Origin of the sequence: Mesorhizobium sp. M7A.F.Ca.US.011.01.1.1 (assembly GCF_003998295.1) — a bacterium.
In the GTDB taxonomy this organism is placed as follows: domain Bacteria; phylum Pseudomonadota; class Alphaproteobacteria; order Rhizobiales; family Rhizobiaceae; genus Mesorhizobium.
On record NZ_RZRT01000029.1, the window covers coordinates 36,682 to 59,933 of the forward strand.

At 62.4% G+C, this 23,252-nt stretch carries 26 protein-coding genes; 14 read left to right on the forward strand and 12 right to left on the reverse strand.

Annotated elements, in window-relative coordinates; genetic code table 11:
• Positions 1–12: 12 nt before the first annotated feature.
• The 4 genes from EOA13_RS23100 to EOA13_RS23115 all read left to right on the forward strand — a co-directional run bounded on the left by EOA13_RS23100 (position 13) and on the right by EOA13_RS23115 (position 2,717).
• Positions 13–1,311, forward strand: coding sequence for a DUF3419 family protein (locus EOA13_RS23100; RefSeq protein WP_127296022.1), 1,299 nt, complete (start codon positions 13–15; stop codon positions 1,309–1,311).
• Entirely contained in the window at positions 1,308–1,991 is a 684-nt protein-coding gene (locus EOA13_RS23105; protein WP_127296023.1) for a class I SAM-dependent methyltransferase, read from the forward strand. Before EOA13_RS23100 ends, EOA13_RS23105 begins: the two co-directional genes overlap by 4 nt.
• A gap of 111 nt (positions 1,992–2,102) precedes the next feature.
• Positions 2,103–2,399 (forward strand): type II toxin-antitoxin system RelE/ParE family toxin, encoded by a 297-nt coding sequence (locus EOA13_RS23110; RefSeq protein ID WP_127296024.1) that lies wholly within the window; start codon positions 2,103–2,105, stop codon positions 2,397–2,399.
• Positions 2,400–2,408: 9 nt separating this feature from the next.
• Entirely contained in the window at positions 2,409–2,717 is a 309-nt protein-coding gene (locus EOA13_RS23115) for a HigA family addiction module antitoxin (RefSeq protein WP_127296025.1), read from the forward strand.
• Between the two features lie 20 nt (positions 2,718–2,737).
• On the opposite strand, the gene EOA13_RS23120 is transcribed toward EOA13_RS23115, so the two are convergent.
• Positions 2,738–4,117, reverse strand: a complete 1,380-nt coding sequence (locus tag EOA13_RS23120) for a serine hydrolase (protein WP_127296026.1) — start codon at positions 4,115–4,117, stop codon at positions 2,738–2,740.
• Positions 4,118–4,346: 229 nt separating this feature from the next.
• On the opposite strand from EOA13_RS23120, the gene EOA13_RS23125 reads away from it, so the two are divergent.
• The gene (locus EOA13_RS23125) at positions 4,347–5,147 is read left to right on the forward strand and encodes a GH25 family lysozyme (RefSeq protein WP_127296027.1); all 801 of its coding nucleotides are present in this window, start codon (positions 4,347–4,349) and stop codon (positions 5,145–5,147) included.
• Between the two features lie 183 nt (positions 5,148–5,330).
• On the forward strand, positions 5,331–6,512 hold the full coding sequence (locus EOA13_RS23130) for a lytic murein transglycosylase (protein WP_127296028.1): 1,182 nt from the start codon (positions 5,331–5,333) through the stop codon (positions 6,510–6,512).
• 72 nt (positions 6,513–6,584) lie between these two features.
• On the opposite strand, the gene EOA13_RS23135 is transcribed toward EOA13_RS23130, so the two are convergent.
• On the reverse strand, positions 6,585–7,805 hold the full coding sequence (locus EOA13_RS23135; RefSeq protein WP_013530936.1) for an alanine racemase: 1,221 nt from the start codon (positions 7,803–7,805) through the stop codon (positions 6,585–6,587).
• A 200-nt stretch (positions 7,806–8,005) separates the two neighbouring features.
• Between EOA13_RS23135 and EOA13_RS23140 the strand changes: the two genes are divergently transcribed.
• Positions 8,006–8,923, forward strand: coding sequence for a DMT family transporter (locus tag EOA13_RS23140; protein WP_127296029.1), 918 nt, complete (start codon positions 8,006–8,008; stop codon positions 8,921–8,923).
• Between the two features lie 471 nt (positions 8,924–9,394).
• On the opposite strand, the gene metF is transcribed toward EOA13_RS23140, so the two are convergent.
• Both metF and EOA13_RS23150 read right to left on the reverse strand, forming a co-directional pair.
• Entirely contained in the window at positions 9,395–10,312 is a 918-nt protein-coding gene (gene metF, locus EOA13_RS23145; protein WP_127296030.1) for a methylenetetrahydrofolate reductase [NAD(P)H], read from the reverse strand.
• On the reverse strand, positions 10,312–11,319 hold the full coding sequence (locus EOA13_RS23150; protein WP_127296031.1) for a metalloregulator ArsR/SmtB family transcription factor: 1,008 nt from the start codon (positions 11,317–11,319) through the stop codon (positions 10,312–10,314). The genes metF and EOA13_RS23150 overlap by 1 nt, the downstream gene beginning before the upstream one ends.
• 203 nt (positions 11,320–11,522) lie before the next feature.
• Between EOA13_RS23150 and tsaA the strand changes: the two genes are divergently transcribed.
• Entirely contained in the window at positions 11,523–12,029 is a 507-nt protein-coding gene (gene tsaA, locus EOA13_RS23155) for a tRNA (N6-threonylcarbamoyladenosine(37)-N6)-methyltransferase TrmO (protein WP_164780260.1), read from the forward strand.
• Positions 12,026–12,340, forward strand: a complete 315-nt coding sequence (locus EOA13_RS23160; protein ID WP_127296032.1) for a DUF2293 domain-containing protein — start codon at positions 12,026–12,028, stop codon at positions 12,338–12,340. Before tsaA ends, EOA13_RS23160 begins: the two co-directional genes overlap by 4 nt.
• A 5-nt stretch (positions 12,341–12,345) precedes the next feature.
• On the opposite strand, the gene EOA13_RS23165 is transcribed toward EOA13_RS23160, so the two are convergent.
• A complete protein-coding gene (locus EOA13_RS23165) occupies positions 12,346–12,849 on the reverse strand; it encodes a hypothetical protein (RefSeq protein ID WP_127296033.1) in 504 nt (167 codons plus the stop codon).
• A 158-nt stretch (positions 12,850–13,007) separates the two neighbouring features.
• Between EOA13_RS23165 and EOA13_RS23170 the strand changes: the two genes are divergently transcribed.
• Both EOA13_RS23170 and EOA13_RS23175 read left to right on the forward strand, forming a co-directional pair.
• On the forward strand, positions 13,008–13,970 hold the full coding sequence (locus EOA13_RS23170) for a D-amino acid aminotransferase (RefSeq protein WP_127296034.1): 963 nt from the start codon (positions 13,008–13,010) through the stop codon (positions 13,968–13,970).
• Between the two features lie 132 nt (positions 13,971–14,102).
• On the forward strand, positions 14,103–14,942 hold the full coding sequence (locus tag EOA13_RS23175; RefSeq protein ID WP_127296035.1) for an SDR family oxidoreductase: 840 nt from the start codon (positions 14,103–14,105) through the stop codon (positions 14,940–14,942).
• A 173-nt stretch (positions 14,943–15,115) separates the two neighbouring features.
• Here the strand turns inward: EOA13_RS23175 and EOA13_RS23180 are convergent, their stop codons facing one another.
• Positions 15,116–15,799, reverse strand: a complete 684-nt coding sequence (locus EOA13_RS23180) for an outer membrane protein (protein WP_127296036.1) — start codon at positions 15,797–15,799, stop codon at positions 15,116–15,118.
• A gap of 173 nt (positions 15,800–15,972) precedes the next feature.
• On the reverse strand, positions 15,973–16,590 hold the full coding sequence (locus EOA13_RS23185; RefSeq protein ID WP_127296037.1) for an MOSC domain-containing protein: 618 nt from the start codon (positions 16,588–16,590) through the stop codon (positions 15,973–15,975).
• A 197-nt stretch (positions 16,591–16,787) separates the two neighbouring features.
• On the opposite strand from EOA13_RS23185, the gene EOA13_RS38850 reads away from it, so the two are divergent.
• Together EOA13_RS38850 and EOA13_RS23190 are read left to right on the forward strand one after the other, a co-directional pair.
• Complete coding sequence (locus tag EOA13_RS38850) at positions 16,788–16,958, forward strand: hypothetical protein (protein WP_245490453.1); 171 nt, start codon at positions 16,788–16,790, stop codon at positions 16,956–16,958.
• 19 nt (positions 16,959–16,977) lie between these two features.
• The gene (locus EOA13_RS23190; protein WP_245490454.1) at positions 16,978–17,349 is read left to right on the forward strand and encodes an isoprenylcysteine carboxylmethyltransferase family protein; all 372 of its coding nucleotides are present in this window, start codon (positions 16,978–16,980) and stop codon (positions 17,347–17,349) included.
• Positions 17,350–17,359: 10 nt separating this feature from the next.
• On the opposite strand, the gene EOA13_RS23195 is transcribed toward EOA13_RS23190, so the two are convergent.
• From EOA13_RS23195 to ettA, 5 genes are all read right to left on the reverse strand, one after another.
• A complete protein-coding gene (locus tag EOA13_RS23195; protein ID WP_127296038.1) occupies positions 17,360–18,481 on the reverse strand; it encodes a beta-ketoacyl-ACP synthase III in 1,122 nt (373 codons plus the stop codon).
• Positions 18,482–18,657: 176 nt separating this feature from the next.
• Positions 18,658–19,449: a trans-aconitate 2-methyltransferase gene (gene tam / locus EOA13_RS23200; protein ID WP_127296039.1), complete on the reverse strand. Its 792-nt coding sequence runs from the start codon at positions 19,447–19,449 to the stop codon at positions 18,658–18,660.
• Complete coding sequence (locus EOA13_RS23205) at positions 19,446–19,712, reverse strand: type II toxin-antitoxin system RelE/ParE family toxin (protein ID WP_127296040.1); 267 nt, start codon at positions 19,710–19,712, stop codon at positions 19,446–19,448. The genes tam and EOA13_RS23205 overlap by 4 nt, the downstream gene beginning before the upstream one ends.
• Positions 19,709–19,957, reverse strand: coding sequence for a DUF6290 family protein (locus EOA13_RS23210; RefSeq protein WP_127296041.1), 249 nt, complete (start codon positions 19,955–19,957; stop codon positions 19,709–19,711). Before EOA13_RS23210 ends, EOA13_RS23205 begins: the two co-directional genes overlap by 4 nt.
• Before the next feature lie 61 nt (positions 19,958–20,018).
• Positions 20,019–21,668 carry an energy-dependent translational throttle protein EttA gene (gene ettA, locus EOA13_RS23215; RefSeq protein ID WP_013530923.1) on the reverse strand — a complete coding sequence of 550 codons (1,650 nt, stop codon included), beginning with the start codon at positions 21,666–21,668 and terminating at the stop codon, positions 20,019–20,021.
• A gap of 274 nt (positions 21,669–21,942) precedes the next feature.
• On the opposite strand from ettA, the gene EOA13_RS23220 reads away from it, so the two are divergent.
• Positions 21,943–23,229 (forward strand): GGDEF domain-containing protein, encoded by a 1,287-nt coding sequence (locus EOA13_RS23220; protein WP_127296060.1) that lies wholly within the window; start codon positions 21,943–21,945, stop codon positions 23,227–23,229.
• The last annotated feature ends 23 nt before the right edge of the window (positions 23,230–23,252 follow it).

The window sequence follows — 23,252 nt, forward strand, 5'->3', positions numbered from 1 at the left end:
CACCGGCCTGTCATGACCCTGGGTTACCCGCTTGCGGCAAAGCAAATGGGGAATCATCTTGCCATGACGGACGTTTCCGCAGATCTGGTTTTTCGCCGCGGCAAGGAAGTTGGAAAGGCCGTCTACCAGAACCGCCCGCTGTCGAAGGCCGGCATTTCGGAGCGGCTGTTCGCCTTCCTGTTTTCCGGCCTCGTCTATCCGCAGATCTGGGAAGACCCCGATGTCGACATGGAGGCGATGCAGCTTGGCCAGGGCCACCGCGTCGTCACCATCGCCTCCGGCGGCTGCAACATCCTGGCCTACCTCACGCGCTCGCCGGCCCGGGTCGACGCTGTCGACCTCAACACCGCGCACATCGCGCTGAACCGCATGAAGCTGGAGGCGGTGCGCCATTTGCCATCGCAGGGCGACCTGTTCCGCTTCTTCGGCGCCGCCGACACCAGCCACAATTCGAAAGCGTATGACCGTTTCATCGCGCCGCATCTCGATCCGGTCAGCCGTCACTACTGGGAGCGCCGCAACTGGCGCGGCATCAGGCGCATCACTGTGTTCGACCGCAATTTCTACCAGACCGGCCTGCTCGGCCTGTTCATCGCCATGGGCCACCGCACGGCAAAATTCTTCGGCGTCGACCCTGCCGGCATCATGCAGGCCAAGAACATCGGCGAGCAGCGCCGCTTCTTCAACGAGGAGTTGGCGCCGGTCTTCGACAAGAAGCTTTTGAAATGGGCGACGTCGCGCAAGGCCTCTCTGTTCGGCCTCGGCATTCCGCCGGCGCAGTACGATTCGCTGATCACGTCTGGCGACGGCACCATGGCCAGCGTGCTGAAAGCCCGGCTGGAAAAGCTCGCTTGCGATTTTCCGCTGGAGAACAACTACTTCGCCTGGCAGGCCTTCGCCCGGCGCTATCCGAACCCCGGCGAGGCCGCCCTGCCCGCCTATCTCGAAAAACAGAACTACGAGACCATTCGCGGCAATGTCGACCGCGTCGCCATCCACCATGCCAATCTGATCGAGTTCCTCGCCGGCAAGGACGCAGGCTCCGTCGACCGCTTCGTCCTGCTCGACGCTCAGGACTGGATGACCGATGACCAGCTCAACGCGCTGTGGGCGGAAATCACCCGTACGGCTTCGGCCGGCGCCCGCGTGATCTTCCGCACCGCCGCCGAACCCAGCCTGTTGCCGGGCCGCGTCTCCAGCTCGCTGCTCGACCAGTGGACCTACCAGGATGAGGCTTCGCGCGAATTCTCGGTCCGCGACCGTTCGGCCATCTATGGCGGCTTCCATCTCTATGTGAAGCGTGCGGCATGAGCACGACCGAGTTGCCGGCCAGCCCCGAATTCAAGGCCAGTCATGCCGAATTGATGGACGGCGTCTACCGCTGGCAGCGCCACATCTATGACCTGACCCGCAAATACTACCTGCTTGGCCGCGACCGGCTGATCGCAGGGCTCGATGTGCCCGCCGGCGGCACCGTGCTGGAACTCGGCTGCGGCACTGGCCGCAACATCATCCTGGCCGCGCGTCGCTACCCCGACGCCGGCTTCTTCGGCCTCGATATTTCAGCCGAAATGCTGGAGACGGCCAGCGCCGCGATTGCCCGCGAGGGCCTGGTCGATCGTGTCACGCTCGCCCAGGGCGACGCCACGGGATTCGATGCCAAGGCGCTGTTCGGGCGCAATAGCTTCGATCGCGTCTTCGTGTCCTATTCGCTGTCGATGATCCCCGGTTGGGAAAAAACTGTGTCGGCAGCGCTTGCCGCCCTGTCGCCGAACGGTTCGCTGCACATCGTCGATTTCGGCCAGCAGGAAGGCCTGCCCGGCTGGTTCCGGACCTTGCTGCGCGGCTGGCTGAAAAAATTCCACGTCGCGCCGCGTGAATCGTTGCGCGAAGTGCTGGAGTCGGAATCTCGGCGAACCAGCGCAAGCTTCCGTTTCCGCACGCTTTATCGCGGCTATGCCTGGCTGGCGGTTATCAAGATCACTTCCTGAATATTGCCGTTGGGAAAGGCATATAAAGGCGAAGCAGCCACGATCCGTTGGATCAACGTTGCCTTATGACCCCGAGAGCGGTACACTATCTCACATGTATGGAAGCATGTGGTGATCATCGGCTTCAGGGATGAATGGCTGCGGGCCTTCTTCGTGGAAGACACCCATTCTCGCAACATTCCGTCCGATCTCGAAAGCCGTTTGTTCCGCAAGCTCCAGATGATTGACGACGCGATGATCGATCAGGATTTGCGTGTGCCGCCCAGCAATCATTTCGAGAAGCTGCGCGGCATTCTCGAAGGCTTCCATTCAATACGCGTCAACAAGCAATGGCGGCTGATCTTCCACTGGGACGGTGGCCGCGGTGAGGCGTCGGACATCTATCTCGACGACCACAGCTATAGATGAGGTGAGAACATGTTGATGACCACACGCAAGCCGGCAACGGTTGGCGAAATTCTCACGGAAGAATTCATGCAGCCGCTTGGCCTTACGCAGGCAGCTTTGGCCGAGGCGATGGGGGTCCAGCGCAAACATGTGAACGAATTGTGCAACAACCGCCGCAACGTGACGGCGGCGACCGCGCTCATTCTGGCACGGGTGTTCGGCAACAGCCCGGATTTCTGGTTGAACGTCCAGCGCCGCAGCGATCTCTGGCAGGTCATGAACTCGCCCGACGAGCGGGCGCGGGTTGACCGTGCCAAGCCTTTGGCCACTGCTGCATAGCAAGAATTGCGGCGCCTGGTCTAATGCAGCGCCTTCACCAGCGCTCCGACCATCGTCTGCGGCCGGTAGCCGAGCTTGGCCGGCGTCAGCCCCAGCCGCACGACCACCAGTTGTTCCGAGGGAATGATGGCGACCGTCTGCCCGTCATGACCTTCCATCCAGTAGGTGTCCTTGGGCAGGCCGGCGGCGACGCCCGCGCCGGGGTTTTCCTCATCGCCAGGGGCCTCGATCCACAACTGGCCCTTGCCGTAGACTTTCGAGGCAGCTGCCGGCTCCCGCATCCAGTCGACGAAGCCGGCCGGCAGGATCTGGTTGCCGTTCCACACCCCGCTTTGCAGCAGGAACTGGCCGAAGCGCGCCCAGTCATGGGCAGTCGCGTAGAGATAGGACGAGCCGACGAAGGTGCCTTGCTCGTCGGTCTCGAGCACCGCGCTGTGCATGCCGAGCGGCTCGAACAGCGCCGTGCGCGGCCACGTCAGCGCCTTGGCCTTGTCGCCGATCGCGTCCTGCCAGAGGCGCGACAGCATCACCGCCGTGCCGCTCGAATAGGAAAACTGTTTGCCGACCTCTGCAGCCAGCGGCTTGGATTCGGCGAAGCCCGCCATGTCTGGTTCGAGATAGAGCATGCGCGTGACGTCGGCGACGTCGCCATAATCCTCGTTGAACTCCAGCCCGCTCGACATCGCCATCATGTCGGCGAGGCTGATGGCAGTGCGGCCGTCCGCCTTCCACGGCGCAAACAGGTTTTTGTCGTCGAAAGCAATCTTGCCGTCCTTGACCAGCGTGCCGACGATGGCGGCGTTCACCGTCTTGGTCATCGACCAGCCGAGCAGCGGCGTCTTGGCGGAAAAGCCATCGCCGTAGCGCTCGCCGACGACGCGGCCATTCTTGACCACCACCACCGCGCGCATGCCGGTGCCGGTCAGCGCCGCATCGTCGAGCAGTTTGGCAACAACCGGATCCTGCGATGCCTCGACCCGCTCGCCTTCCGGCCACAGGTCGCCCATGGTGGCCGCCGACGGCTCCGCCTGGATCGCGGTCCGCCGCGCCTTGCCGACATCGCCGTCCGGAACCGAAGCGCAGCCCAACCCGTCGCGGGCGACGGCGACGCTCTTGCCGAGGATCCCGAACAGGCCCGCCGACACCGTTCCCCTGTTCTTGTCCACCGAAACCCGCATTAGCCGCAGCAGGGGATGCCCGGGCGCCTGCACGTCGACGGCGAGCACCTCATTGGCGTCCCGGCCGGCGATGAAGACATTCGAACAGACGATCTTGGCCGAATAGCCAGAGCCGACCCTGATCAACTCCGGCGGCGCGATATAAAGCCAGGCAAAAAGGGCGGCGATCGCCAGAACGATCAGGCCAAGCAGCCATTTGACGATCTTGACCACGATCCGCATTTATTTCCTCCGGGCCCTGCGCGACCCTTATGTCATCGATTTGCCGCCATTGCTTCCGCAAATCACAATGCTTGTCGAGCGCCATCAACGGATTATCAACCATGATCGGCGATCACAGGATATGCTGAGCGATGCTGTGGGGCGATCGCTCGGAGGGGGCCCGATCACAAAACCGGCCATCAGTGTATAGACCCATCAGCGACCGGCTGAATCCGGCTCGGGAATTGCGATGCGCCGTCTTGCGGGCCTCATCATGCTGACGCTGCTTGGCGCCTGCTCGACCGTGGACGATCTCTCGCCGCTGTCGCCGTCCGCTTCGAGCAGCCCGACGGTTGCCGTGCGCGCGCCGCGCTTTGCCGATTCCAAACCGCATGAATGGGAAAGCGGCGCGCCGTGGAACTATGCCGTCCACGGCACCGATGTTTCCAAATACCAGACCTCGGTCGATTGGCCGGCGGCCAGGGCCAGCGGCATCTCCTTCGCCTTCATCAAGGCGACCGAGGGCGGCGATCGCTTCGATGAATACTTCAACGAGCATTGGGCGCACACGAAGGCCAACGGGATTCCGCGAGCCGCCTATCACTTCTACTATTTCTGCACCCCGGCTGCCGTGCAGGCGCGCTGGTTCATCCGCAACGTCCCCGTCGATCGCTCGGCAATGCCGCCCGTCCTCGACATGGAATGGAACCCGCAGTCGCCAACCTGCAGGCTGCGTCCCGACGCCGCCACGGTGCGCGCGGAGATGACCACCTTCCTCGAGATCGTCGAACGGCACTACGGCAAAAAGCCGATCATCTACACCTCGGTCGACTTCTTCGACGACAACGGGCTGGCGGGGTTCCGCGGCTATCCCTACTGGCTGCGTTCCGTCGCCGGCCATCCGCGTGAGAAATACGGCAGCCACCCCTTCACATTCTGGCAGTACACCGGAACCGGGATCATTCCGGGTATGACCGGCAAGGCCGACATCAACGTCTTCAACGGCAGTGAAGCCACCTGGAACAAGTGGCTGCGGCAGAACACCCGTTGACACGGGGTCAACGGCAGCGAAGCCGCAGGGAATAAGTGGCTGCGGCAGAACACCCGTTGACACCGGGCCTGCCGCCTGCTTTTCGACACAGCCAGCGGTGAAAAGTGCAACCGCCAGTAATTCAGGGCGTTGGGCTTCCGGGGAGCACAACAACTGCCCGCTATTCGTTTCGAGAGGAAGCTGATGCGACTGCGTTCCAAAGTCCTCGCGGCTGCGCTGACCTTGTGCGCCACGGCCTTGCCGGCGATGGCGCAGGAATGCGGCGGCGACTTCGAATCCTGGAAGCAGGGCGTCGCTGCGGAAGCCAAGGCGGCTGGCGTAGGTACAGCGGGTCTCGACGCCCTTGAAGCGGCAACCATCGACGACAAGGTGCTGGCGCGCGACCGCGCCCAGGGCGTTTTCACCCAAACCTTCGTCGAATTCTCCAGCCGCATGATCTCGGCCTACCGGCTGAAGCAAGGCGCGGCAAACATGAAGAAATACGCCGACGTCTTCGCCCGCGCCGATCAGCAGTTCGGCGTCCAGGCGCCGATCATCGCCGCCTTCTGGGCGCTGGAGACCGATTTCGGCGCCGTGCAGGGCGACTTCCACACGCTGAGCGCCTTGGTGACGCTTTCCCATGATTGCCGCCGGCCGCAACTGTTTCGGCCTCAGTTGATACCGCTTCTGCAATTGATCGATCGCGGCGTGCTGCCGGCCGATGTCACGGGCGCCTGGGCCGGCGAAATCGGCCAGACGCAGATCCTGCCCTCAGATTATCTGGCACGCGGCGTCGACGGCGACGGCGACGGCAAGATCGACCTGCGCGGCAGCGTGCCCGATGTGATCATGACCACCGCCAACAAAGTGCTGTCGCGCGGCTGGAAACGCGACCAGCCCTGGATCCAGGAAGTCCGCGTGCCCGAAGACATGCCGTGGGACCAGACCGGTCGCACCAACAAGCTGCCGCTGTCGCAGTGGGCGCAATGGGGCGTCACCTACCCCAGTGGCGCGCCGCTGGTCGACAACGGCCTGAAAGCAGGCCTGGCGCTGCCGATGGGCCGCAAGGGGCCAGCCTTCCTCACCTACGACAATTTCGACGTCTATCTCGAATGGAACCAGTCCTTCACCTATGCGCTGACGGCAGCCAACCTTGCCGCACGACTGGCAGGCGCGCCGCCGCTCGACCCGCGCAATCCCGAGACCGGTCTCAACAACGAGCAGATGAAGGCGCTGCAGACCAAGCTGGAAGCCAGGGGCTACAACGTCGGCACGGTCGACGGCATTTTGGGTACCAACACCCGCGAGGCGATCCGCAAGGAGCAGATGCGGCTAGGCCTGCCGGTGGATGGCTGGCCGACGCCGGAGCTTCTGGGGAAATTGTAGGCAGTAGGCAGTAGGCAGTAGGCAGTAGAAAATTACTCGAAAGCCGTGCCTGCCACCCCTATTCCCTATTCGCTAATCCGCCATCGTCTCCAGACTCGCAAACCCCTGCGGCGCGTCGCCCTCGTCGAACGGCGTCGTCACCTCGACGAAGGTGTCGGGGTAAAACCCGTTGAATCGGGTCCTCAGCGAGAGCGAATAGGCGCCGATATGGCCGATCTCGATCCAGTCGCCGGTATCGACCGTTTCCGGCAGCCAGAATGGCCGCGACAGGATGTCGACGGAATCGCAGGTCGCCCCGCAGACCTTGAACGGCACGATGTTCTTCTCCTCGCCATTGCGCGAGCGGATCGCCGGATCGGGAATGAAGCGGGCCGGCAGCGTGATCTTGCCGGTCCATGAATCCGACAGCGACGCCCAGATGCCGTCATTGATGTAGAGCCGCTTGCCCTTGCGCAGCAGCACCCGCACGATCAGCGACAGGCAGCGCGCCACGATCACCCTGCCCGGCTCCGCCACCAGCGGCATCTGGTCGAACTGATACTCTTTCAGATCGCCCGAAAGCCGCGACATGATCTGGCCGAGCGACGGCATCTCGATCTGCTTGCGATTGGGGTCGTGGCCGTATTCGGCCGGGAAACCGCCGCCGACGTCGAGCCCGGCAATATCGAAGGTCAGCCGGTTGCGCACCCAATCGGCGGAAGCCAGCGCCCGCTCATAGGTGTCGGGATCCTCGATCTGACTGCCGACATGGAAACACAGACCAACCTTGTAGCCGGTGCGGTTGAGCCGCTCGGCCAGTTCGACCGCATAGGCCGGCCCGGCGCCGAACTTCTTCGACAATTCGTAGGCGGCATGCCCCTTGGTCTGCACCCGCACGAACACGCTGATCGAGCCCGGATCGATGTCGAGCGCCCGCACCACTCGCGTCAGCTTGGTGATCTCGTCCTCATGATCCAGCGAAATGACGCGGATGGCGTATTTCTCCAGCGCCAGCTTGATGTCCGACTGCGCCTTGACCGGATGCATGTAGAGCATCTCGGCATCGGGAGAGACAGCGCGCACGGCGGCGAACTCGCCCGGCGAAGCGACGTCGAAAGCCTTGACGCCGGCTTCGACCAGGGTCTTCAGCACGATCTGCTCGCCATTGGTCTTGACCGCATAGGCGGTCTTGCCCGGGAACATGCCCATGAACTGTCTGGCATCCGCCATCAGCACCTGCGGGCGGAAGCAATAGACCGGATCGTCCGGGCGAAGCGCCAGTGCCGCCTCGCGGGCATTCTCGAATCGCTGCATCGACGAATCCTTGATCTAGCCTGCGCACAATTAATCCAAGCTAGCGGCTAATGAAAACAATTCTGTGTCTCGTACGGCTGACGCTGGGGCGCTAGGTCTTGGCGGCAGGCGTTTGCCATCAATCACGTTTCGGGTGGCCCTTGTCTCCGAACCGGATATGGCTTCTGCCTGACTGGCATACGTCTGGGAGGGCGACTCACATGGCAATGGCCGCGACATCCGCACCACGCGGGCCGATGGTGCTCAAGGATTGGGGGCAACTCCTGCTGCTCGGCGCGATCTGGGGCGGCTCGTTCTTCTTTGCGCGCATCGCGGTGGCGGAACTCCCCCCGCTGGTGCTGGTGCTGTTTCGCGTCGCCATCGCCGCGATTGCGCTGCAGATCTATCTCGGTCTGCGTGGCCCGTCCTTCCGCCTCGCGCTTCCGCATGCCGGCCTGTTCTTCCTGCTGGCGCTCACCAACAATGTCGTGCCCTTCTCGCTGATCTTCGCCGGCCAGACGGAACTCGGAGCCGGCATCGCCTCGGTGCTCAACGCAACGACGCCATTCTGGACGCTGATCCTCGCCAACGCGCTGACATCGGACGAAAAGCTCTCCTGGAACAAGCTCGCCGGCATTGCGCTCGGCATCGCCGGTACGGCCGTCATGATCGGCCCCGGCCTGCTTGCCGGGCTCGGCGGCCCGGTCTGGGCCAAATTCGCGCTGATCGGGGCTTCGCTGTCCTATGCCGTCGCGCTGATGGTCGCCCGCCGCTTCAGGGGCGTGCCCTCGCCGGTCATCGCCACCGGACAGTTGACGGCATCGACCATCATCATGATCCCGATCGTGCTCTTTACCCACGGTCCATCCGGTTTGTTTTCGGCCTCGCCCCCGGTCTGGGCGGCGGTGCTGGCGCTGGCGCTTCTGTCCACCGCCTTCGCCTACATCCTCTATTTCAACCTCGTCGCTTCGGCCGGCGCGACCAACGCCTCGCTGGTCACGCTTGTCGTGCCGGCCAGCGCCATGCTGCTCGGCTTCCTGTTCCTTGGCGAGCGGCTGGAGCTGTTCGAAATCGGCGGCGTGGTGCTGATCGCGCTCGGCCTCGTCACCATCGACGGACGGCTGTTCGGACGACGTTAGAGCGCCGCGCGTCCACTGGACGCGCAAAGGATGCTCTAACCACCTGATTGCCCCCCGCATCGCGAAAGCCGAATTCGACTTTCGCAGCGGTAGCGCTGCCATGACACAGCAGCGACACGAGTGGGCCACATTTTATTCACAGGTCTGAAGCCGGTTTTGCCTAGGAGTTTCAAAGCCTAACGGCAAAAGACATGTCGCGGATTTCACAATCACGTCGCAATGCAGCACATTTTCCGCTTGCCTGTGGCACAAATGAACCTAGACTCCATGACATAGCTCTTTAAGAGGAGGCTATGTCATGGGACTTACGAGGCCTATCAACGCATTGATGATCTGTGCTGCGTTCGCCTTTATCGGAGCCCTTATTATGGGCTTCCTTCCCTGACCGCCAAAGCGGGGAAGACCAGCACCCAAATAGTCCAACCAATTCGAAAGGCCGGGTTTTTCCCGGCCTTTTGTTTGAACCCGACCTCAGGCCGCGGCTGATCCGGCGGCCGCCGCCTCGTGCGAGCGGATGCCGATCATATGGCAGATGGCAAAGACCAGATCGGCGCGGTTCATGGTGTAGAAGTGGAAATCGCCGACGCCGCGCTCGACCAGGTCCATCACCTGTTCGGCCGCCACCGCCGACGCCACCAGCGCATGCGTCTGCGGGTCCCGGTCAAGGCCTTCGAACCGTTCCGCCAGCCAGCCCGGCACATGCGCGCCCGCCCTCGCGGAAAAGTTCGCGACCTGCCTGAAACTGTGAACCGGCTGGATACCCGGCACGATGGGAATGTAGATGCCGGCGCGGCGGACGCGCTCGACATAGCGCTCGTACAGATCGTTGTCGAAGAAGAACTGGGTGATGGCGCGCGTCGCGCCATTGTCGACCTTGCGTTTCAGCATCTCGATATCGGTAGCGAAATCGGGGCTTTGCGGATGCTTTTCCGGATAAGCCGCGACGGAGATGTCGAAATCCGCAATCGTCTTAAGCCCGGCGACCAGCTCGGCGCCATTCTCGTAGCCACCGGGGTGAGGCCGATAGGGTTCGCCGACGCCGGAAGCCGGGTCTCCGCGCAGCGCCACGAATCGGTTGATGCCGATCGACTTGTAATCATGGATGACCGCGTTGACCTCGTCGCGCGTTGCACCGACGCAGGTCAGATGTGCTGCGGCAGGAATAGCGGTTTCCGTCAGGATGCGCTTTACAGTGCGCGCGGTGCGCTCCCGCGTCGAGCCGCCGGCGCCGTAGGTCACCGAGACGAATTTCGGCTTCAGCGGCTCCAGCCTTGTCACAGTCTCCCACAGCCTCGCTTCCATCTCGTCGGTCTTCGGCGGGAAGAATTCGAAGGAAACCCTAACCTTGTCGCCAATGTCGGGGCGGCGGGAAAAGCGGAACTGGTTCATCAGGCGGTTTCCCTTATCTGCCTTGTGTCGTTGGAAGGATCGGCGATCAAGAGGCGCCGGTCACGGCCGAGCCAGAGCTTTACCGTGAGCCTGGCCTCGTTGCCGCCGCGCGGCTCGAACTCTTGCGCATCTTCGAGATCGAGGCCGGCTTCCGAAAACCAGTCGGCGATCTGCCGGTCGGAAAAACCGAGCCGCATATGTGCGTGTTCCTCGCGCAGGAATTCCAGCGCATGCGGCGCGAAATCGACGATGACCAGGCGTCCGGCCGGACGCAAAAGCCGCGCCGCCTCGTGGATGGCGCGGGCGGGATCGTCGAGATAGTGCAGCACCTGATGGATGGTGACGAGATCGAAGGCATCGCGCTCGACCGGCGGTGCGAAGATGTCGCCCTGCCGAACCTGTGCGTTCGAAACCCCGGCCTTGTCGAGATTGGCGCGCGCCACGGTCAGCATCTCGCGCGACATGTCGATGCCGACACCACGCCGATAAAGCGGCGAGAAGATCTCGAGCAGCCGCCCAGTGCCGGTGCCGAGATCGAGCATCGACTGGAACGGCCGCTTGCCGACCAGTTTCAGCATTGCGGCTTCGACGGCGCGGTCCGGCACATGCAGCGAGCGGATATGGTCCCAGCTCGCCGCATTCACCGAAAAATACGCGACCGCCCGGTCCTGCCGCTTGCGCTTGACCGAGACCAGGCGCTCAAGATCGCGCTCGACCTGCGGATCGGCGCCGCGAATGCCGGAAACCAGCCCCATGACGAAGTCACGCGCTGAATCCGCATCAGACAGACGGAAGAAGGCCCAGGACCCTTCCTGGTAGCGGCCGATCAGCCCTGCCTCCAGAAGCAGCTTCAGGTGCCGCGAAACGCGCGGCTGCGACTGGCCGAGAATTTCGGTAAGATCGGAAACCGTGAGGTCACCGCGCGACAGAAGTGCCAGTATGCGCAACCGGCTGGATTCGGCCGCCGCCTTTAACGTATCCACCATAGTATCGAGCGAGACATGCATCAGCGTATTCTCTTTGAAAAGATATAAACATATGTTTATGTCGATTTTCGAGACCTTGCAAGCGCAATGTCGCTTCCGGACAAGAAAATGCCGCTTGCGTGGCCCCTGGGTGCATGTGTCCCAAAACTGGGCTGCGGTTTTGGGACAACGACATGCACGAACAAAAAATGCGGGATGAGAGCAGGATGACCGGAACGCGCGAGATGTTCGAGACGCGCGAAGGCGAGCAGAGGCTGGAAAACGATCCGGCCCTGATGCCGCCTGATGGCGGCATCGTCTTCATCGGACGCATTGCCTCGCCGTGGACGACGCGCGAAACCTGCCCGAAGAACATGCGCGCCGCGCGCGAGACCGGACAGAAGGCGGTGCTGACCATCGACGCGCCCTACCGAAGTGGCCTGCAGGGGCTGGAGCGCGCCAGCCACGTCATCATCCTGTCCTGGCTGCATCATGCGCCGCGGGACCTGATTGTGCAGAAACCGCGCCATGCCGCTGAAGCGAAAGGTGTATTTTCGCTGCGCTCCCCTGCCCGGCCGAACCCAATTGGGTTGCATGTGGCCAAGCTCGTCGGGCTTGACCAACACACCGGCCGCGTCGATCTCGACGCCATCGACGTGCTCGACGGCACGCCGGTCATCGACCTGAAACCCTATTTCACCTCGACCGACGCTATTGCCGAGGCGACCATCGAAGGGCGCGATAAGCAATGACGGCGCCGACCGGCCGCCGCCGCGCCATCGCCAAGGCGCTGACAGCACTTCTGCCGCTGGCGCCCTATGCCGATATGGAGAAGATCCGCATCGACGCCGGCGCGGTCCACATGAAGACCTTGCCGCCGGGCATCGCCGTATGGTTGGCGACCATTGCCCATATTCGCCACATGCACACCGATTACGAAAAACTGCTGAGCGAAGGCTATGACCGCGACTCGGCGCGTTTCTTCGTCATCGAGCAGACCAACATCGTGCTTACCCGCTGGCGCGCAACCCGCCTGCTCGACGCCGACGACGAGGAGGAATGATACGGCTACTTCCGTTTTAGAACTGCGACCGCGTTATAGGGCTGGCCATCAGCGTGGCCGATCCAAACCCAGGACAGATTGCCCTTGTAAAACCTGACGGTGATGTTGCCGCCGTCGATGCACTTGTCCTGACCGTAGGTGATGCTCTCGTGGTATTCCGCCGAAATGTCGTCCCTTGATGTCTGCGACAGCGATCCGCCGCAGCCGAGTGACGGATAGTCGATCGACGCGCTGCCATCATTGATGGTCATGGCGATCGCCCAGTCGGCGCCGGCATCGCCAGCCGGGCTCTGGTGGCCATTGCCGAGCCAGGTGCCGCTCAGCGACGGCACGTTCACCGCGCAAGGCACATTCTGGAAGATCGGTGCCAATTCGCCGCCGGTTTTCTCGCAGTGATAGGTCTGCCCGCCCTGGCACAGTTCCTCGCCTTCGCGCGCGCACTGGGCGCTGGCTTCGCCCGTAGCAGCGAACATCATCATTGCCGCTGTGACGGCCCCAAGCCTGCCCATCTTCCCCCTCCCGTTCAGAGCGCGCAATCTAAGGCAATTCCGATCCAATGTATCGGCGAGATCGTCATCGAGGCCGAACAGCACCGGGAGGGTGGCTCTATGCCTTCTGTCCTGCGCCGATAGCCTGCTGATCTCGCCTTGCGCGACAGGAGGCACCGATGAGCCACACGGCGACGACACAGGACGAGAAGCAACTGCCCGTGGTTGGTGGCCGCCATGTCGACCCGCACTCCTATCCCGAGGGGGTCGCTTTCCTCGACGGCCAATACCTGCCGATGTCGCAGGCCAAGGTCTCGGTGCTGGACTGGGGTTTTCTGCATTCCGACGCCACTTACGACACCGTGCATGTCTGGAATGGCCGCTTCTTCCGCCTCGATTTGCATCTCGACCGCTTCTTCGGCGGGCTGGAAAAGCTGCGCATGACGATCCCCTTCGACCGCGAAGGCGTAACCGAAATCCTGCACAATTGCGTGGCGCTGTCGGGTCATCGCGCCGCCTATGTCGAAATGCTGTGCACGCGCGGCGCCTCGCCGACCTTCAGCCGCGACCCGCGCCAGGCGGTCAACCGCTTCATGGCATTCGCCGTGCCGTTCGGCTCGGTCGCCAACGCCGAGCAGTTGCGGCGCGGCCTGCGCGTCGCCATCAGCGACAAGGTACGCATTCCGCCGGCCTCGATCGATCCGGCGATCAAGAACTACCACTGGCTCGATCTGGTGCGCGGCCTCTACGACGCCTATGACCGCGGTGCCGAGACCGCGCTCATTCTCGACTTCAATGGCAATGTCGCCGAGGGTCCGGGCTTCAACGTCTTCTGCGTCAGGGATGGCAAGCTGTCGACGCCTTCCATTGGCGTGCTGCCCGGCATAACCCGCCGCACCGTCTTCGATCTCTGCGCCGAACAAGGTCTTGCCGCCACCGCGACCGATGTCAGCGTCACCGCATTGCGCGAGGCCGACGAGGTCTTCATCACCTCGACCGCGGGCGGCATCATGCCGGTGACCGAGATCGACGGTGTTCGGATCGCCGACGGCAAGGTCGGCGCGATCACCAGCCGGCTGATGGCGCGCTACTGGCAAAAGCACGATGACGCGGCCTGGTCGTCTCAGGTGAATTATCCCTGATAATTCAGGCGTCTTTTCAAAACATTCCCGTCGGCTCTGGAAAATCAGAGGATCGACCGTATATGCCCGAAAGCGGAGAAGCCTCCGCTTTCGCCAGAAAATCACGCCCGCTGCGGCAAGGACTCCAAGATCATGACAAACAAGGTTTGGTTCATCACCGGATCGTCGAAGGGCTTTGGCCGCGTCTGGGCCGAGGCGGCACTCGCGCGTGGCGACTTCGTCGCGGCGACCGCCCGCGATGCCGGCACGCTCGCCGATCTCGTCGAAACATACGGCGACAATATCGCAGCGATGAAGCTCGACGTCACCGACAAGAAGGCCGTCGATGCAGCTGTCGCCGAGGCGCACAAACGCTTTGGCCGGCTCGACGTCGTTATCAACAATGCAGGCTACGGCCATTTCGGCGCCATCGAGGAGGTCAGCGAACAGGAAGTCCGCGACCAGATCGAAACCAATGTCTTTGGCGCGCTGTGGGTCACTCAGGCCGCACTGCCGATCATGCGGGCACAGCGTTCCGGCCACATCATCCAGATCTCGTCGATCGGCGGCGTCAATGCCTTTGCCTCGCTCGGCCTTTATCACGCCTCGAAATGGGCGCTGGAGGCCTTCAGCCAGTCGCTGAGCATCGAGGTCGCGGAATTCGGCATCCACGTGACGCTGGTTGAACCGGGCGGTTTCTCCACGGACTGGGCCGGCCCGTCTGCAAAGGTGTCCCAACCGATCGAGGCCTATGCACCGGCTCGCGCCAAGATGGCTGAGCGCCGCGCCAAATCGGTCGCCGGCGATCCCGAGGCCACCGGACCGGCGATGCTGGCCATTGTCGATGCCGCCGAGCCGCCGCTCAGGGTGTTCTTCGGCGACGGCGGCCTGCCGATGATCAAACAGGAATACGCCAACCGCATCGCCACCTGGGAGAAGTGGGACGACGTCTCCATCATGGCGCAAGGCGTGAAGAAGAACCGCAAGGCTTGAGAGCCGAAATCCGCTTCGTCGCCTTCTGGCGACGCGGCCCCGCCTTCGGACTACATCGAACATGTAGTGGGATTATCAGGCTGGGCTCCGCAACAGCAAGAACCCGTAGCTCCTTTCAGAACCACGGGCTCAATGGGCTTTGATCGCGTCGGCAGTCGTCGTTGCGTCGAAGTTCAGAATTTGTAATTCACGCCGAACCGCACCGTATTGACGGAACGATCCACCGTCATGCGGTAACCATCTTCATTCGTCGATGTCACATCGCCGAAATCAGCGTAGAGATACTCCGCCTTGGCCGTCCAGTGATCGGTAAGAGCATATTCAATGCCGGCACCTGCCGTCCACCCCGCCTCGGCACCGCCGAAATCCGGCCAGCTATCAGTGGGGTCCGCAGTCTCGGTCCATTGATGCTTGAAATTGGCGACCGCAAGACCGCCCGTGACATAAGGCAAGAAGCGGTCAAACGCATAGCCCAGGCGACCGCGCACGGTGCCGAAAAGATTCATCTTGTTCGTGAGATCGACACGGCCGGAATCTGGCGCATCAAAGCTCTTACTATTTGATGTGTAGGCCAGGTCGGCTTCGAAACCGAGAACAACGTTGTTGGTGAACTGATGGTTGTAGCCCACCACACCGCCCAACAAGACGCCATCCGAGCCGGCGTCGTATGAACCGCCACCCCAGTCATCATCAATATCATGCCAATCGCTTTTCAACTGCGACCAGCCGATATTCCCACCGACATAAACGCCCGACCAATTGTAGGCAGCAGCGCCCTGTTCGACCACAACGTCAGCCGCCGACGCGGCACTCGCAAGGCCAAGAAAACATGTAGTGGCTAGTAAAATCTTCTTCATTGCAAAATCCCCACTCGTGAACCCCTTATCACAATTTCCGAAAAGGACATTTCGCAAGAATGGGGTGATCTAAAAATAAACCGATGTGTTGCAATATTGCCATACCCGCGATTATAGGCCGCTTGGAGAGATCAGGCGCCTCCAATAGTACATTAGCACTAGCTAAATCTAGGCTATATTCGATAAATCCACTGCTCCGGCACGCGCAGCGATATCTCTTCGCCTGCCCTAATCGTGCCTGGCTTCTCTACCCAGGCGACAACGCCACGCAGCCGCTTCGCCGCTTTCGGGAACAGCAGCGCGCCGGCTTCGACGTCGGCCATTCCGGCGTTTTCGGCGATCGACCGGCCGGCGATGCGGCAAGGTCCGTTCTGTGCGTCGACCTTGATGGTCGCGCCGCCCTTGAAGAACAGCAGCGTGCCGGCCGGCAGCATCGAGAGGTTCGGCACCCCTTCGATCACAAGATTGGCGCCGATCCACTCCGGCCTGATCTCGGCCAGGCCCATGCGTTGGGCAACAACCGCCAGTTCGTCCGCTGCCACTATGGACAATTGCCGTTCGTTGCGTATTTCCGTGCCGCGCGGATACCAGGGCTCGCGCCCGCCCGAGCGCCGTGTCGGTCCGGCATGGAAATCGCCTGAAATGCCGTCGAAACCCAGCCGCAATTCGTCCACCGGGCGGGTCTGAAAATGATCCGCCGGCGCCACGTAAAGCGCTGCCGCCCTGGCGGCAAGCTTTCGCGCGGGGATGATTTCAACCGGCTTTTCAGCCTCGGGGAAGAGATTCGACATGGCGTTCTTTCCAATCGTCATTCGACGAGTTAGCCGGGCGGGCTCCGGGGCGTCCAGTCGAAAGTGCTGATCGTCCGATCAACAGCACCGATAGGATCGCGATCACGCTTTTCTTACCTTTCATCGATTTCGCGCCGCATTGCCGCCGCGCGGTGCCGGTTTCATGGTTACGTCCAGACAGTTTGCGGAGGCTGATCATGCGACCCGTGACGGCAATCACGTTGCTTTGGTTGATCTGGGTGGTGACCTGGGCCGCCGCCGCCCTATGGTCCGACCCTGCCCAGAAGCGCGCCGGGTTCAGGGCGGAGGCCCGCTATCGGGGTCTCTGGGTGGCCGGCGCGGTGCTGCTGTTCATTCCGGCGTACTGAAGGCCGGCTCAGGCTGTGGATGCCTGATCTCCCCGAAGCCTGGATTTGTGTCGCCCTGATCGCCATCGGCATCGCCTTTGCCTGGTGGGCGCGCCTGCATCTCGGCAGGCTATGGTCGGGCACCATCACCGCCAAGGCCGGGCATCGGGTCATCAATACAGGCCCGTATGGCCTTGTCCGGCATCCGATCTACACCGGATTGCTGCTGGCGATCCTCGCCACCATGGCGGCCAAGGTCACGGTCTGGGGCATAGCCGGAACCGCCCTGCTCATCATCGGCATCGTGACCAAGGCAAGACTGGAAGAAAGCTTCCTGCGCGGCGAGTTGGGCAGTGCCTATGACGACTATGCCAGCCACGTTCCAATGCTGGTGCCGTTCGCACCAGTTTGACCAGACAAGCTCAAAGCATCCGCAACAGCGCACCGCCTATCGAATACCCCGCGCCAAAGGCGCAGATCAGGCCGAAATCGCCGGGCTTCATGTCGGCGTGGTTCTCCGACAGCGCGACGATGGCGCCGGCGCCCGCCGTGTTGCCCAGCCGCTCCAGCACCATCGGCGCCCGGTCGTGGTCGACCTCGTGGCCGAACGACAGTTTCAGGATCATGGCATTCATCCGCGCATTGGCCTGATGCAGCCAGAAGCGCCTGATCGCCTGCGGCGTCAGCCCGTGCTCGGCGAGGAATTCGACGATGAATTTTTGCCCGGCGACAGTGACTTCCTTGAACACCTTGTTGCCGACCTGCTTGATCAAATTGCCTTCCAGATTGATCATGTAAGGATCTTCCTGGGCGGTGCGGGTGTGATAGCCCAGATTGGTGCGGATGTTGTTCGACATCTGCGTCCAGACGCGCGTGTCGAGCACCTCGAAGCGCCCCGGCCGCTTGTCGCCCTTGGCCAGGCCTTCGACCACCATCGACACCGAAGCGTCGCCGAAGATGAAATGCGTCTGCCGGTCGCGGAAATTGAGGTGGCCGGTGATGATCTCCGGCGTCGTCACCAGAATGCGCTTGTGCGCGCCCGACCGCACCAGGTTGACGGCGATGTGCAAGGCGGCCGCCGCCGACGAACAGCCAAGCCCCATGTCGAAGCCGGCACCCTTGGTGCCCAGCGCCTCCTGCATCTCGATGGCGATCGCCGGATAGGGCCGCTGGTGATGCGAGGCCGAGCAGATCACCAAGTCGATATCGGACGGTTTCAGCCCGGCATGGTCGAGAGCCTTTTTGGCCGAGGCGATGCCGAACTCGGCCTCCAGCGACAGCGCGTCGTCGGGCCGTGCCGGAATGCGCGGCGACATCCGGGTCGGATCGAGAATGCCTTCCCGCTCGATCACATGGCGGGTGCGCACGCCCGACGCATGGACGATGAAGTCGCTGTCCGATTTCGGCAGCGGCGGCTCGTCGGTGCCCAGGCGGCGCGCATTCTCCGTGTCGACCCAGGCATTGAAGCTGGCGACCAGCTCTTCATTGGTGATCTTGGCTTCAGGGATTTCAACGCCGATGCCGCTGATGATGACGCGATGCATATATCCAGTCCGTCCCATCCGCAGGCGTTGCGGGCTTCATGTGGGCGCCGGAACGCTCCGGCGCAACAGTTTTCTCACCGCGGCGGTTTACGCCAGCTTAAACCGAAGGTTTAGCCGCCTTGAACCAGATTTCACCAGGCGCACGGCTTGCTGCTGGTCCACGGGTGCGTGGACAATCAGGCCCGTTTAGCGACGATGAAGATGCGCGGAAAGCGCAAAAGCACCTTGCCGCTTGCCGTCTTCGGATAGGCCTTGGCGATCCTGGCCGTGTAGCTGTCGAGGAACATCGTCCGCTCGTCGGCGCCCAGCGGATCGAGGAACGGTTTCAAGCCCGTCGACTTCACCCATTCGACGATCGCCTGCGCATCGGCAAGCGGGTGGTTGTAGATGGTGTGCCAGATATCCAGCCGATCGCTGAGCGGCGACAGAAGATCATAATAGAACGACACCGGCGGCAACGGCCCGCGTGCCGCGCCCTTGAGCTTTTCGGCAAACGCCATCTCGGCGGCGGTCTCCCGCATCAGGCGGTGGGAGTCCTCGCCCAGATTGTCAGGCATCTGGATGGCGAGCGCGCCCCCTGGCGCGAGAAAGCCCATCAGCCGCTGGAAGACCGCGGGATGCTCGGGCAGCCATTGGAGCACAGCATTGGCGAAGATCACGTCGACCGGCTCCGCCGGCTGCCATTTGGAGGCATCGGCCAGATCAAAGGTGACCTCGGGCAGGCGCGCCCGCGCCTTCTCGATCATGTCGGGCGAAGTGTCGAAGCCGCTCACCTCAGCATCCGGCCAGCGGCCGACAAGCAGTTCGGTCGAGTTGCCCGGCCCGCAGCCGATGTCGACGACCCGGCGCGGGAAGTCGACGGGGACCTGCGCCACCAGATCCCGCGCGGGACGCGTGCGCTCGTCTTCGAATTTCAGATATTGGGCGGCGGACCAGTCCGGCTTTTGCGAAACGGCGCTATTGTTCATCGGTAGACCTCGCGACGGTTGCCTACTTCCACGACCAGGACGACAAGGCGACTATCCCAGAACTGGACGATGATCCGGTAGTCGCCGACGCGAAACCGCCAAGCTTCTTCTTTGGTCGCAGTAAGGCGTTTGGCAAGAACTCTTGGATCGGGATGCGCCGAAACTCTCCCGGCGAGGAATTCGAGGACACGGCGTTGGTCCTTCGTCGAAAGCCGCTCAATGTCCTTTTTAGCGCCCGGCGTGAACTCGACACGCCAACTCATTCAGCGGCGGGCTTGTTGCTACGTTCGTCGCGTTCACGAAGTTCAAGCTGGCGGACCATCTCCTCCAGCGGGATACGAACACCGTCGTCATTCCGGACCCGTTCCTCGGCAATCCTGGCGTCCTGCCAATCCTCGATGGCCTCGAGGATCGCGTCGACTGCGACCTGATCGGTCGTGCGGCCGCTCGCCTTGGCCATGTCGGCCAGCAGCTTTTCGGTCTTTTGCGGCAGTTTGACTGTGATCATGAAAAGCTCCGTCAACCCAATTTAGGTCAAACGACGATCGTCCGCAACGGACCCTGCCCCCTTACCGCGTCAGCCTCTTGTAGGTCATGCGGTGCGGGTTGACGGCATCGGGCCCGAGGCGGCGGATCTTGTCCTGCTCGTAATCCTCGAAATTGCCTTCGAACCATTCGACATGGCTGTCGCCCTCGAAGGCAAGGATGTGCGTCGCCAGGCGGTCGAGGAACATGCGATCGTGCGAGATGATGACGGCGCAGCCGCCGAAGTTTTCCAGCGCGTCTTCAAGCGCGGCCAGCGTTTCCGTATCGAGATCGTTGGTCGGTTCGTCGAGCAGCAGCACATTGCCGCCGGTCTTCAGCATCTTGGCCAGATGCACGCGGTTGCGCTGGCCGCCGGACAGATTGCCGACCTTCTGCTGCTGGTCGCCGCCACGAAAGTTGAACGACGCGCAATAGGCACGCGTGTTGGCCTCGAACTTGCCGAGCTTGACCACTTCGGCGCCGCCGGAAATCTCTTCCCACACCGTCTTTGACGGATCGAGCGCATCGCGGCTCTGGTCGACATAGCCGAGCTTCACCGTTTCGCCGACGCGCACTGAGCCCGCATCCGGCTTTTCCTGGCCGGTGATCATGCGAAACAGCGTCGTCTTGCCGGCGCCGTTCGGGCCGATGACGCCGACGATGCCGCCGGGCGGCAGCTTGAATTCCAGGCCGTCGATCAAAAGCGTGTCGCCAAAGCCCTTCGACAGGCCTTCCGCCTCGATCACCACATTGCCGAGCCGCTCGCCATGCGGAATGACGATCTGCGTATCGCTCGGACGCCGCTTGTCGGCTGCATCCAAAAGATCCTGGAACGCCTGGATACGCGCCTTGGACTTCGTCTGGCGGGCCTTCGGGCTCGACTGGATCCATTCGCGCTCGCGGCCGATGGCGCGCTGTCGGGCGTCGTCCTCGCGGCCTTCCTGCTTGAGGCGCTTGGCCTTGGCTTCGAGGTATTTGGTGTAGTTGCCCTCATAGGGAATGCCGCGGCCGCGATCGAGTTCGAGGATCCAGCCGGTGACGTTGTCGAGGAAGTAGCGATCGTGGGTGATGATCATCACGGCGCCCGGATAGGCACGCAAATGCTTTTCCAGCCACGCCGTGGTTTCGGCGTCGAGATGGTTGGTCGGTTCGTCGAGCAGCAAAAGGTCGGGCTGGCGCAGCAAGAGCTGGCAGAGCGCGACACGGCGCCGCTCGCCGCCCGAAAGCTTGGTGACTTCCGAATCCTTGGGCGGGCAGCCCAGCGCTTCCATCGCCATCTCGACCTGCTGTTCGAGATCCCACAGGTTGAGCCGGTCCATCTCGTCCTGGAGCTTGGCCGACTCGTCGGCCGTCTCGTCGGAGTAGTTCATCATCAATTCGTTATAGCGTTCGATGATCGCGGTCTTGGCGGCAACGCCTTCCATGATGTTTTCGAACACGGTCTTGTCCGGATCGAGCGCCGGCTCCTGCGCCAGGTAGCCGACGGTGGCGCCTTCGGCCAGCCAGGCTTCGCCGTTCCACTCCTTGTCGAGCCCGGCCATGATCTTGAGGATCGTCGACTTGCCCGAACCGTTGGGGCCGAGGATGCCGATCTTGGCGTCGGGATAGAAGGAGAGATGGACATTCTCGAGCACCTTCTTGGTGCCATAGGCCTTGTTGAGGCCGGCCATGTGATAGATGAACTGGCGTGCCACGCGCGCTTTCCCTGAAAAAACTGACTGGCCCAGAAAACTGACTGGATCTGTCGAATTGAGTGGAGGTTGGCCGCTATGTAGGCGATGCGGCGGCGAACGGCAATCGCTTTTGCCATATCTGCCCGGTCACACGCGGAAGTGTCCGCCAACCGCCGAAGTTTTCCACCAGCACGAAGCGTGCTGAAATCTCCGGTTAACTCTTCGGCGTCAAAACAGGATCGGAGTGGAATCGCTCGCTATTCGCGATTTCGAGAAAGAGATCGGGTCGACGGCATTGCTGAACAGTTTCCTGCTCCTTGCCGAAGCGGTCGTCTACTTCAGCGTCATGGTGACGCTTTTCCGCTTCCGGAGGCGCATCGGCCTCGGCGTGTTCATCTGCGCGCTCGGTGTCATGCACTTCCTCGAGACCTACCTCGCCAGCGTTTTTTACGTCGCCTTGCCGTTCGGCATGGTCTCGCCTGGCTCGGCGGTGCTGTTTTCCGGCAAGCTGGTGATGCTTTTGCTGCTCTATATGAAGGAGGACGCTGCAACTGTGCGTCAGCCGATCTACGGCCTGCTGCTCGGCAATGCGCTGATGATCGGGCTGGTGCTGCTGCTGCGCCTGCACGTCATCGCGGCACTTCCCGACGGCAGGCTTCCAGACATCGGCTTCATCGACCAGATGGGCTGGCTGATGGTGTGGGGCACGACGCTGCTGTTCGTCGATGCCATCCTGATCATCCTGCTTTATGAAAAGCTCGGGCGTTATCTGCGCAAGGCGCCGTTCGCGCGCATCCTGATTTCGGTCGCTTGCGTGCTGACCTTCGACCAGGCCGGGTTTTTCACCGCCCTGCATTTCGTTGCCGGCGCGCCGATAGCCGTCTTTTTCGGCGGCTGGTTCGCCAAGATGGCGGCGGCGGTGACGTTCAGCACCATGCTCGTCGCCTATCTCAAATGGTTCGAGGAGCGCCAAGTCACCGCGCCGCGCGGATTGACCGATATCTTCGATACGCTGACCTATCGCGAACGCTACGAAGCGCTGGTCGAACATGTCGGACGGGACGGCCTGACCGGCCTGCTGCACCGCGGGCGCTTCGACGCCGACGGTGAAGCCGCCGTCCAGGTCAGCCTGCGCACCGCAAGGCCGCTCAGCCTGCTGATCATCGACGTCGACCATTTCAAATCGATCAATGACCGTTTCGGCCATGCCGAAGGCGACAAGGTGTTGAAAGCCGTTGCCGCGCTGCTGCGCGAGGTCGCCAGTCCCGAGGACCAGGTGTTCCGCATCGGCGGTGAGGAATTCGCCATCCTCAGTTCTCGTCCGCACTCGGTCACCAGGCTGTTTGGCGAAAGCATTCGCCATGCGATCAAGGCTTCAGCGGCTACCAGTCGATTCGAATTCACCGTCAGCGCCGGCGTTTCCAGCGTCAGCGAAACCACGCGCTGCCTTGCCGACCTGTTCGCGCTTGCCGACCAGCGTCTCTACAAGGCGAAGTCGACCGGCCGCGATCGCGTCGTCGGCGAGCCGGGCGGCCAAGAAGCCGACACGGCCGCTGCGCGGACCAAATCCGCACAGATCTAGTTCTGTCGTTACGACTTCTTCTG

What these genes read in the sequence shown, in the direction of transcription:
- EOA13_RS23100 (WP_127296022.1), top strand. Translation starts at nt 13, where the DNA reads ATGACCCTGGGTTACCCGCTTGCGGCAAAGCAAATGGGGAATCATCTT.
- EOA13_RS23105 (WP_127296023.1), top strand. Translation starts at nt 1,308, where the DNA reads ATGAGCACGACCGAGTTGCCGGCCAGCCCCGAATTCAAGGCCAGTCAT.
- EOA13_RS23115 (WP_127296025.1), top strand. Translation starts at nt 2,409, where the DNA reads ATGTTGATGACCACACGCAAGCCGGCAACGGTTGGCGAAATTCTCACG.
- EOA13_RS23120 (WP_127296026.1), bottom strand. Translation starts at nt 4,117, where the DNA reads ATGCGGATCGTGGTCAAGATCGTCAAATGGCTGCTTGGCCTGATCGTT.
- EOA13_RS23125 (WP_127296027.1), top strand. Translation starts at nt 4,347, where the DNA reads ATGCGCCGTCTTGCGGGCCTCATCATGCTGACGCTGCTTGGCGCCTGC.
- EOA13_RS23130 (WP_127296028.1), top strand. Translation starts at nt 5,331, where the DNA reads ATGCGACTGCGTTCCAAAGTCCTCGCGGCTGCGCTGACCTTGTGCGCC.
- EOA13_RS23135 (WP_013530936.1), bottom strand. Translation starts at nt 7,805, where the DNA reads ATGCAGCGATTCGAGAATGCCCGCGAGGCGGCACTGGCGCTTCGCCCG.
- EOA13_RS23140 (WP_127296029.1), top strand. Translation starts at nt 8,006, where the DNA reads ATGGCAATGGCCGCGACATCCGCACCACGCGGGCCGATGGTGCTCAAG.
- metF (WP_127296030.1), bottom strand. Translation starts at nt 10,312, where the DNA reads ATGAACCAGTTCCGCTTTTCCCGCCGCCCCGACATTGGCGACAAGGTT.
- EOA13_RS23150 (WP_127296031.1), bottom strand. Translation starts at nt 11,319, where the DNA reads ATGCATGTCTCGCTCGATACTATGGTGGATACGTTAAAGGCGGCGGCC.
- tsaA (WP_164780260.1), top strand. Translation starts at nt 11,523, where the DNA reads ATGTTCGAGACGCGCGAAGGCGAGCAGAGGCTGGAAAACGATCCGGCC.
- EOA13_RS23160 (WP_127296032.1), top strand. Translation starts at nt 12,026, where the DNA reads ATGACGGCGCCGACCGGCCGCCGCCGCGCCATCGCCAAGGCGCTGACA.
- EOA13_RS23165 (WP_127296033.1), bottom strand. Translation starts at nt 12,849, where the DNA reads ATGGGCAGGCTTGGGGCCGTCACAGCGGCAATGATGATGTTCGCTGCT.
- EOA13_RS23170 (WP_127296034.1), top strand. Translation starts at nt 13,008, where the DNA reads ATGAGCCACACGGCGACGACACAGGACGAGAAGCAACTGCCCGTGGTT.
- EOA13_RS23175 (WP_127296035.1), top strand. Translation starts at nt 14,103, where the DNA reads ATGACAAACAAGGTTTGGTTCATCACCGGATCGTCGAAGGGCTTTGGC.
- EOA13_RS23180 (WP_127296036.1), bottom strand. Translation starts at nt 15,799, where the DNA reads ATGAAGAAGATTTTACTAGCCACTACATGTTTTCTTGGCCTTGCGAGT.
- EOA13_RS23185 (WP_127296037.1), bottom strand. Translation starts at nt 16,590, where the DNA reads ATGTCGAATCTCTTCCCCGAGGCTGAAAAGCCGGTTGAAATCATCCCC.
- EOA13_RS38850 (WP_245490453.1), top strand. Translation starts at nt 16,788, where the DNA reads ATGCGACCCGTGACGGCAATCACGTTGCTTTGGTTGATCTGGGTGGTG.
- EOA13_RS23190 (WP_245490454.1), top strand. Translation starts at nt 16,978, where the DNA reads ATGCCTGATCTCCCCGAAGCCTGGATTTGTGTCGCCCTGATCGCCATC.
- EOA13_RS23195 (WP_127296038.1), bottom strand. Translation starts at nt 18,481, where the DNA reads ATGCATCGCGTCATCATCAGCGGCATCGGCGTTGAAATCCCTGAAGCC.
- tam (WP_127296039.1), bottom strand. Translation starts at nt 19,449, where the DNA reads ATGAACAATAGCGCCGTTTCGCAAAAGCCGGACTGGTCCGCCGCCCAA.
- EOA13_RS23205 (WP_127296040.1), bottom strand. Translation starts at nt 19,712, where the DNA reads ATGAGTTGGCGTGTCGAGTTCACGCCGGGCGCTAAAAAGGACATTGAG.
- EOA13_RS23210 (WP_127296041.1), bottom strand. Translation starts at nt 19,957, where the DNA reads ATGATCACAGTCAAACTGCCGCAAAAGACCGAAAAGCTGCTGGCCGAC.